Raw genomic sequence first — 8894 nt, 5'->3', positions numbered from 1 at the left:
GGCACATAGATGGTGCAGCCGGGACCGACCTTGGCGACCACCGGATTGCCCTTCTCGTCCTCTACCATCTGTTCGCCATGGCCGGAAATCACGAAGATGATCTCCTCCGCGCCTGGGTGGTTGTGGCGGGTGTGCCCCTTGCCGGGCGGCAGGTCGACGACGCCGCCGGAGAAGCGCTCCGCGCCGTTCACTTCCGGCGCGACCGTGAGCGCCAGCTTGCCCCAGTCGAAGCCGAAGGCGCTGACCTCCTTCGGATAAACGAACACCTTGCTCTTGTCGGCCATTGCCTCATCCCTGGCTAGTTGATGGCATTTTCGCTTTGCCGATTGCCGCTGCCTTGAAATCCGCCGTCTGCCTGGTGATCGCCGCCTCGGCCGGCAGCCGTTCCATCGAGCTTGCGCCGTAGAAGCCGTGCAGTCCTTCGCAGCGCTCGAGGATGTAGCGCGCGTCATCCGGCATGGAGATCGGCCCGCCATGGCAAAGCAGGATGACGTCCTTGCGCACCGAGCGCGCGGCATCGGCAATGGCATCGATCTCCTCGACGCAGGCATCCAGCGACTTCGCCGAGGTCGCGCCGATCGAGCCGCCTGTGGTCACGCCCATATGGGCTACGACCACGTCGGCGCCCGCCTTGGTCATGGCGCGCGCCTCGTCGGGGTTGAAGACGTAAGGCGTGGTGAGCAGGTCGAGCTTGTGCGCCTCGGCGATCATGTCGACCTCGAGGCCAAAACCCATGCCGGTCTCCTCGAAACTCTGCCGCATGGTGCCGTCGAAGAGGCCGACGGTCGGAAAATTCTGCACGCCGGAAAAGCCCATCCTCTTCAGTTCGGCGAGAAACAGCGGCATGATGACGAAGGGGTCGGTGCCGTTGACGCCGGCCAGCACCGGCGTCTTCTTTACCACCGGCAGCACCTCATAGGCCATTTCCTTGACGATCTCGTTGGCATTGCCATAGGCGAGCAGGCCGGCGGCCGAGCCGCGCCCGGCCATGCGGTAACGGCCGGAATTGTAGATGATGATGAGATCGATGCCGCCCGCTTCCTCGGCCTTGGCCGACAGGCCGGTACCGGCACCGCCGCCGACGATCGGCACGCCGTCGGCGATCATCTTGCGGAACCTTTCCAGTATGGTTTTGCGCGGGATGGCGGCCATGTTTGTCGGTCTCACTTCTTGGCGATGTCGAGGAAAGCCTCGGCCGCGGCCTTGGCGAATGCAGGATCGTTGATGTGCAGCGGCAGGCGCGTCACGATACGGTTCGCGGTCGGCTTGATGGTGTGCTCGATGGCCTCGAACAGCGCCGCATCGGCTTGCGGATCGAAGAAGGCGCCGCCTTCGACATCGAGCGCCGACACGCCTTTTTCCGGGATCAGGAAGCGCACCGGGCCGTCGCAACGGGCGAGGCGGCTGCCGATCCATTCGCCGATCCGGCGGCTCTCCTCGGCGGTAGTGCGCATCAGCGTGACATTCGGATTATGCTCATAGAACAGCCGCCCGCGATATTTGTCGGGGATAGTCGGCGGCGCCCAGAAGTTCACCATGTCGAGCGCGCCGACCGAGCCGACATAGGGCAGTTTCGTGCGAGCAATGGCGCCGAAGCGATCCTCCGTCGCCGGCAGCACGCCGTCGAACAGCAAATCGCAGACCTCGGTTGTGGTGATATCAAGGACGCCGGCGAGCAGGCCGCTATCGGCAAGCTTCTCCATCGAGCGGCCACCTGTGCCGGTCGCATGGAAGACCATGCAGTCATAGTCGGCGCGCAAGCTCTCGACGATTGCCGTGACACAGGGCGTGGTGACGCCAAACATGGTCAAGCCGAGCGCCGGCTTGCCGGCAGTTGACGGGGCCGGCCTCGCCGCCATGCCGGCGATCGCCTGGGCGGCGTTGTGCAGAACGACGCGCGACAGACGATTGAGGCCGGCCATGTCGGTTACCGACGGCATCATGACGATGTCGGAGACATCGACGTAAGGCGCGGTATCGCCGGAGGCCAGCGTCGAGACCATGATCTTCGGTAGGCCGAGCGGTAGGGCGCGCATGCCGGCGGTGACAATCGATGTGCCGCCGCCGCCGCCAATGCCGATCACGCCGGCGACGTCGTCGCGCGATTGGATGAAGCGGATAAAGGCGACACCCATGCCGGCAACGGCGAGTCCGCGGTCGTCAGTGCCGAGCACGGCGCCGGCTCCATCGGGATGATGCGCGGCGACCTCGCTTGCCGCGACATCCACCGGGACGGTCGCGCCGCGTGTGCCGATATCGACGCGGACGACCGAGCCGCCGCCGACGGCGACGGCGTCGGCCAGGAAGGCAAGCTCCTCACCCTTGGTGTCGGCGGTGCCGACCACATAGATACGCTTCATTCGCCTTTCCCCGTCGTCTCCTCGGTTAGCCGGCCTGCTCGGCGGTGCGGCCTGCCGCTTCGGGCCTGGCGCTCGGTCCGGCCATTGCAATTTTTTGAGACGCGCGTATCGTATTGATATGGATGTCTCACGTCAACAAGCCGCTTCCGATGACGCCGAGCAGCTGAGAGCCGGGAAGGGGGCCCGCGCCCGTACCAGGCGGCTGATTCTGGAAACGGCGACGCGGCTGATGCAGTCCGGCGTGACGCCTTCGGTCAGCGAGGTTGCAGAGGCTGCGGAAGTGTCGCGCGCGACCGCCTATCGCTACTTTCCGAGCCAGGCCGCGCTGGTGCAGGCGGTCGTCGACGAGGGGCTCGGACCGATCCTGACCTGGAAATCGAATTCGAAAGATCCGGAACAGCGGGTTGCCGAACTCTTCGCCTCCGCCATGCCGCGCATCGAGGCTTTCGAGGCGACGTTCAAGGCGGCGCTCAAGCTTTCGCTCGACCAGTGGGCGAGACGGCAGGCTGGCACGCTAGGCGCCGAACCGGCTTTCAAGCGCGGCCATCGGATCGACCTCCTGAAGGACGCGATCGCTCCGCTCAAGGGTCAGCTCAAGCCGCGCCAGTTCAGGCGTCTTGCCCAGGCGCTGTCGATGATGTTCGGTGTCGAGGTGCTGATCGTGCTGAAGGATATGTGGGGGCTGGACAGCCGTGACATGATGGCGGTCGCCGAGTGGACGGCGGGCGCGCTCGTGCGCGCGGCGGTAGCGGAATCAGGAGCGAAGGCGACTGGTGGTTCGGCACCAGCTGAAATAGACATGTCCTGAATCTGGTTCGACCAGATTGGAGAGGATACCAACAACAATGACTGCAATACATCGCTGGAGACAAGGTCTCCGCATATCAAGGAGTACGAAAAATTATAGAAAACAGAGGGATATCGCTTTGAGCGGCTTGTGGAACCGTTTTGGACTGCACAAGAAAGAACTTGACGTCCCTCTTGAATTGGTAATACCAGATCAGGACGCGTAAAGCGGAGCGAAGGTTGAGGTTGCGATCGATTTTTCTGGTCGGGCGAGGAGGCCCGAAACCGGAAATGCCGTCACGGGAGGAACTGCCAGGGCCGACCGCAATGCCGGCCCGCATGACAAGGTAGAAGGCGCACAAGGGAGGAAAACTATGCGCAAGATAGTGACCAGCGTGATCGCTGGTATCGGGCTGGCGCTTGCCTGCGGGACATCCGTCCGCGCGCAAGACAAGGAACTCACCATCTTTTGGGCGGAATGGGATCCGGCGAACTATCTGCAGGAACTCGTCAACGACTACACGGCCGAGACGGGCGTGAAAGTCACGGTGCAGACCACGCCGTGGCCTGATTTCCAGACCAAGGCCTTCACCGAGTTCAACGCGCATGGCGACGCCTACGACATGGTGGTCGGCGACTCGCAATGGCTGGGCGCCGGCTCGACGCAGGGCCACTATGTGGATCTGACCGACTTCTTCAACAAGCATAAGCTTGGCGATGTGATGGCGCCCGCGACCATCAAATATTATGCCGAGTACCCGGGCGGTTCCGGCAAGTACTGGGCGATCCCGCTGGAAGGCGATGCGATCGGCTGGTCTTACCGCAAGGACTGGTTCGAGGACCCGAAGGAGAAGGAAGCCTTCAAGGCGAAGTACGGCTACGACCTCGATGTTCCGAAGACCTATGCGCAGCTGCGCGACATCGCCGAGTTCTTCCATCGTCCGGACCAGAAGCGCTACGGCGTCGCGATCTACACCGACAACTCGTACGACGCGATGGCGATGGGCGTCGAAAGCGCGATCTTCAGCTATGGCGGCGATCTCGGCGACTACGCGACCTACAAGGTCGACGGCATCACCAATTCCAAGGAGGCCGTCGCCGGCCTCGAAATGTACAAGGAACTCTACAAGTTCACGCCTCCCGGCTGGGGCAAGACGTTCTTCGTGGAAGACAACCAAGCCATCACTGGCGGGCTCGCCGCGATGAGCATGAACTTCTTCGCCTTCTTCCCGCCGCTGGTGAACAAAGCCACCAACCCCTATGCCGACGTGACCGGCTTCTTCGCCAACCCGGCCGGTCCGGACGGCAAGCGCTTCGCCGCTCTCGGCGGCCAGGGCATCTCCGTCGTCTCGTACTCGAAGAACAAGGACGAGGCGATGAAATTCCTTGAGTGGTTCATCAAGGACGAGACCCAGAAGAAGTGGGCCGAGCTCGGCGGCTATACCTGCAGCCAGGCCGTGCTGAAGTCGGAGGCCTTCCAGAACGCTACGCCGTATAACAAGGCCTTCTACGACACGATGTTCATGGTCAAGGACTTCTGGGCAACGCCTGAATATGCCGAAGTGCTCGATCAGCTGAACCAGAATATCTATCCGTTCGTGGTCGGCGGCAAGGGCACCGCCCAGGAAGCGCTCGACAAGACCGCCGCCGACTGGAAGGCGACGTTCACCAAATACAACCGCTACAAGTAGGCGTCACAGTCAGAATGCCGGAGGAGGGTTTCCCCTCCGGCATTCCTGTTTTCAGGGAGAACGACCGTTGGCTTCGGTAGCCCTTACCAATCTTGATCCAGCATCCAGGGCCGCCGCGCGAGGCTGGTCGGATCTGACCATCCGCAACATGTTCATCATCCCGACGCTGGTTTTCCTGATCGTCTTCAACATTTTTCCGCTGATCTATTCGCTCGGCTATTCCTTCACCAACTTCGCCGCGAACCGCAGCGAGCCCTGGCAGTTCGTGGGCCTGCAGAATTACCGCGAGCTGCTCAGCGACGATCACATCTGGTCGAACTTCGTCATCACCGCGAAATATGTGATCGTGTCGGTGGCCGGGCAGATGATCGTAGGCTTCGGCCTCGCGCTTCTGCTCAACCGCAGCTTTCCGATGAAGGGCCTGATCACGACCTTGCTGTTGCTGCCGATGATGATGTCGGCGGCGGTCGTCGGCCTGTTCTGGCAGCTGCTCTACAGCCCGTCCTGGGGACCGATCAACTACGTCTTCGGCCTCGGCGACTTCGCCTGGCTCTCCAATCCCGACAGCGCGCTCTACGCCGTCGCGATCACCGACATCTGGATGTGGTCGCCCTTCGTCATGCTGCTGTCGCTCGCCGGCCTGTCGGCGGTGCCGCAGCACCTCTACGAAGCCGCCGCGATCGACCGCGCCAGCTGGTGGTACACCTTCACCCGCATCACGTTGCCGCTGGTCTCGCCGATCCTTTTGATCGCGCTGATCTTCCGCACCATGGAAGCCTTCAAGACCTTCGACATCGCCTACACGATGACGACTCAGCCGACCGCCGAGCTGATCGCGATCCGGCTCTACAAGCAGGCCTTCCAGCAGTGGGACACCGGCAAATCCTGCGCGCTCGCCTACATCGTGCTGATCATGGTGCTGGCCATCACCAACCTCTACGTGAAGTATCTGAACAAGGTGAAGGAGCGCTGAGATGGCCGCCGTCCGCACTTCTTCCGAGGTCGCGCTCAACCGTGTCGCCATCGCCGCGGTGCTGATCGCCACGCTGGTCTTCCTCGCACCGATCTATTGGATCGCCTCGACGGCGTTCAAGCCGAAGGAACTTGCCGTCAGCGTGCCGCCAACCGTGCTGTTCGAGCCCGAGGTGACGCCGTTCGTGCGGCTCTTCACCAAGCGCGTGCAGATGCAGAAGACCGTCGACCCGCAAGTCTACGAAGCCGCGCCCTGGTGGGAAAAGCGCATCTACGACGGCGGCGAGCGGGTACTGAAGGTCGGCAAGGACGTGCAGCTTTCGCAATATCCCGACCGGTTCATGAACAGCCTGATCGTGGCGGTGGTCAGCACCGTTCTCGCCGTCGGCATGGGAACCTTCACCGCCTACGGCTTCTCGCGCTTCAAGATCGCCGGCGAGGCGGACCTTCTGTTCTTCATCCTCTCGACGCGCATGCTGCCGCCGGTGGTCGTCGCCATCCCGATGTTCCTGATGTATCGGGCAGTTGGCCTCAACGACTCCCATATCGGCCTGATCATCCTCTACGTCGCCTTCAACCTGTCCTTCTCGGTCTGGCTGATGAAGGGCTTCATGGATGAGATCCCGAAAGAGTATGAGGAGGCAGCACTTGTCGACGGCTATACGCGCATGCAGGCCTTCTTCAAGATCGTGCTGCCCGAGGCCGCAACCGGCATCGCCGCCACCGCCGTGTTCTGCTTCATCACCGCCTGGAACGAGTACGCTTTCGCGCTGATCATGACCAACCGGCGCGCCCAGACGGCGCCGCCCTTCATCCCGTCGCAGATCGGCTCCGGCCTGCCGGACTGGACCACGATCGCGGCGGGCACGTTCTTGTTCCTGCTGCCGGTTGCGATCTTCACCTTCCTGCTGCGCAACCACCTGCTTCGCGGCGTGACTTTCGGAGCGATCCGCAAATGAGTTTTCGCGCCGTCAACGAGAAGTACCTTTTGCCGGCATCGCAGATCCTCATGGTGCTCGGCATCGTCGCACTCTGCCAGCCATGGAGCCTCAGCCTGCATTCCTATGGGGTGACGATCATCCTGATCGGGTTGATCGGCTTCAACATCACGTCGAAAATCGCACCGGAGCAGAGAGAGGAAACCGGCGCCGTGACGCATGAGGGGGCCGGGCAGTGACGCAGATCGAACTTCGCGGCATCGAGAAATTCTTCGGTGCGGTCCAGGTCATCCATAATCTGAACCTCGCCATCGCCGACAACGAGTTCATCGTGCTGCTTGGACAGTCGGGCTGCGGCAAGACGACGACGCTGCGCGCGATTGCCGGGCTCGAGACGATCGATCAGGGCGACATCCTGATCGACGGCAAGGCGGTGCAGCATCTGAAAGCTGCAGACCGGGACATCGCCATGGTGTTCCAGTCCTTTTCGCTCTATCCGCATATGACGGTGTTCGAGAACATCGCCTTTCCGTTGCGGGCCACGCGGATGAGCAGCAGTGAAGTCGACACCTCGGTGCGCGAGATCGCAAGGGTGTTGCGGATCACCGACCTGCTGGACAAGCGACCGTCTGCGCTTTCGGGCGGCGACATGCAACGCGTGGCGATAGGCCGCGCGCTGGTGCGGCGGCCGAAGGCGATGCTGATGGATGAGCCGATCGGCGCCCTGGACGCCAAGCTGCGCGAGGAAATGCGGGCCGAGATCAAGCGGCTGCACATCAAGCAGGGATCGACCACGATCTATGTCACCCATGATCAGATCGAGGCGATGAGTCTGGCCGACCGCATCGTCATCATGCATGAGGGCTTCATCCAGCAGGTCGGCACGCCGGACGAGGTCTACTCGCACCCGGCAAACCTGTTCGTGGCGCAATTCGTCGGCAGCCCGGTGATGAACATCGCCGAGGCGAGCGTCGCCGATCAGGCCGGCGCCGCCTCCGTCACCGTCGGTGGTGCGCCGGCAGGTTTCGAGTTCCCGCGCGAGCTCCTCTCCAGGCTGAACGGGCATTCCAATGGTGGCTTGACGCTCGGCATCCGTCCGGAAGGCGTGCTCGTCCGGCATGATGCCGCTCCCGGCTACGTGCCGGTCGAAGCGCAGATCATCGAGCCGCTCGGCTCCTTCGACATTGTCGACCTCAAGGTCGGCTCCAAGATGCTGCGCGCCCGCACCAAGGCAGGCTACGTGTCGGGTCCGGCCGAGAAGGTTCATGCCCGCATCGACCCGGAACAGGCGCATTTCTTCGACACGGCAAGCGGCAAGTCGCTGGGAGTAAGGCTGTAATGGCCCATATCGAACTGAAGAACATCACCAAGAAGTTCGGCGGCCATACCGCGCTGACGGGTCTCAACCTCAATATCGCCGATGGCGAGTTCTTCGTGCTTTTGGGCGAAACCGGCGCCGGCAAGACGACGACGCTCCGGATGATCGCCGGCCTCGAGAAACCGACCGAGGGCCAGGTCTTCATCGACGGCGTCGACGTCGCCGGCTGGAGCGCGGCCGAGCGCGACGTGGCCTTGGTGCTGCAGCAATATTCGCTCTATCCGCGCTACACGGTGCGGCAGAATCTCGAGTTTCCGCTGAGGCCAAAGATTCGCCGGCTGCCGGATGCCGAGATCAAGGACCGCGTCGCGCGCGCCGCCCGCACGCTGCGCATCGAGCATCTGCTCGACCGCAAGACCGACCGGCTCTCCGGTGGCGAGATGCAGCGCGTCTCGATCGGCCGCGCGATCGTGCGCAAACCACGCGTGTTCCTGATGGACGAGCCGCTGTCGGCGCTCGACGCCAAGCTACGCGAGGCGCTGCGCACGGAGTTGAAGAACCTGCAGATGCAGCTCGGTGCCACCTTCCTGTTCGTCACCCACGACCAGATCGAAGCGATGTCGATGGGCGACAAGGTCGGCGTGCTGAACCATGGCCGCATCGTGCAGACCGGCACGCCGCAGGAGATCTACAACAATCCCCGCGATACCTATGTCGCAAGCTTCGTCGGCTCGCCGCCGATGAACCTCATCGACGGCACGCTGGTCGACGACCGCGCGGTGATGGCGCCGATGAGTTTCGAATTGCCGGTTGGCGGGGGGGCCAGGGC

Annotated in this window: 10 protein-coding genes; 7 read left to right on the top strand and 3 right to left on the bottom strand. The window is 62.8% G+C overall.

Annotation, left to right across the window (positions count from 1 at the left end; all coding sequences use genetic code 11):
* The 3 genes from EOA60_RS09070 to EOA60_RS09060 form a co-directional block, all read right to left on the bottom strand.
* Nucleotides 1–284: cupin domain-containing protein (locus EOA60_RS09070; RefSeq protein ID WP_128311258.1), on the bottom strand; the 284-nt coding region annotated here is incomplete at its 3' end.
* Between the two features lie 4 nt (nucleotides 285–288).
* The gene (locus EOA60_RS09065; RefSeq protein ID WP_095823537.1) at nucleotides 289–1152 is read right to left on the bottom strand and encodes a phosphoenolpyruvate hydrolase family protein; all 864 of its coding nucleotides are present in this window, start codon (nucleotides 1150–1152) and stop codon (nucleotides 289–291) included.
* An 11-nt stretch (nucleotides 1153–1163) separates the two neighbouring features.
* Complete coding sequence (locus EOA60_RS09060; RefSeq protein ID WP_095823536.1) at nucleotides 1164–2360, bottom strand: Tm-1-like ATP-binding domain-containing protein; 1197 nt, start codon at nucleotides 2358–2360, stop codon at nucleotides 1164–1166.
* A gap of 118 nt (nucleotides 2361–2478) precedes the next feature.
* On the opposite strand from EOA60_RS09060, the gene EOA60_RS09055 reads away from it, so the two are divergent.
* The 7 genes from EOA60_RS09055 to EOA60_RS09025 all read left to right on the top strand — a co-directional run.
* On the top strand, nucleotides 2479–3168 hold the full coding sequence (locus EOA60_RS09055; protein ID WP_127335368.1) for a TetR/AcrR family transcriptional regulator: 690 nt from the start codon (nucleotides 2479–2481) through the stop codon (nucleotides 3166–3168).
* 352 nt (nucleotides 3169–3520) lie between these two features.
* Nucleotides 3521–4837 carry an extracellular solute-binding protein gene (locus EOA60_RS09050; protein WP_066989980.1) on the top strand — a complete coding sequence of 439 codons (1317 nt, stop codon included), beginning with the start codon at nucleotides 3521–3523 and terminating at the stop codon, nucleotides 4835–4837.
* A gap of 67 nt (nucleotides 4838–4904) precedes the next feature.
* Complete coding sequence (locus EOA60_RS09045) at nucleotides 4905–5810, top strand: sugar ABC transporter permease (RefSeq protein ID WP_095780122.1); 906 nt, start codon at nucleotides 4905–4907, stop codon at nucleotides 5808–5810.
* 1 nt (nucleotide 5811) lies between these two features.
* The gene (locus tag EOA60_RS09040) at nucleotides 5812–6768 is read left to right on the top strand and encodes a carbohydrate ABC transporter permease (RefSeq protein ID WP_066989974.1); all 957 of its coding nucleotides are present in this window, start codon (nucleotides 5812–5814) and stop codon (nucleotides 6766–6768) included.
* Nucleotides 6765–6986 carry a hypothetical protein gene (locus tag EOA60_RS09035; protein ID WP_066989971.1) on the top strand — a complete coding sequence of 74 codons (222 nt, stop codon included), beginning with the start codon at nucleotides 6765–6767 and terminating at the stop codon, nucleotides 6984–6986. Before EOA60_RS09040 ends, EOA60_RS09035 begins: the two co-directional genes overlap by 4 nt.
* A complete protein-coding gene (locus EOA60_RS09030) occupies nucleotides 6983–8086 on the top strand; it encodes an ABC transporter ATP-binding protein (RefSeq protein ID WP_095823535.1) in 1104 nt (367 codons plus the stop codon). The genes EOA60_RS09035 and EOA60_RS09030 overlap by 4 nt, the downstream gene beginning before the upstream one ends.
* On the top strand, nucleotides 8086–8894 hold an 809-nt coding region (locus EOA60_RS09025; protein WP_164899236.1), incomplete at its 3' end, for an ABC transporter ATP-binding protein. The genes EOA60_RS09030 and EOA60_RS09025, both read left to right, overlap by 1 nt.

This window comes from Mesorhizobium sp. M1A.F.Ca.IN.020.06.1.1 (assembly GCF_004023265.1).
In the GTDB taxonomy this organism is placed as follows: Bacteria; Pseudomonadota; Alphaproteobacteria; order Rhizobiales; family Rhizobiaceae; genus Mesorhizobium.
This window is presented reverse-complemented; position numbering and strand designations above follow the sequence as displayed.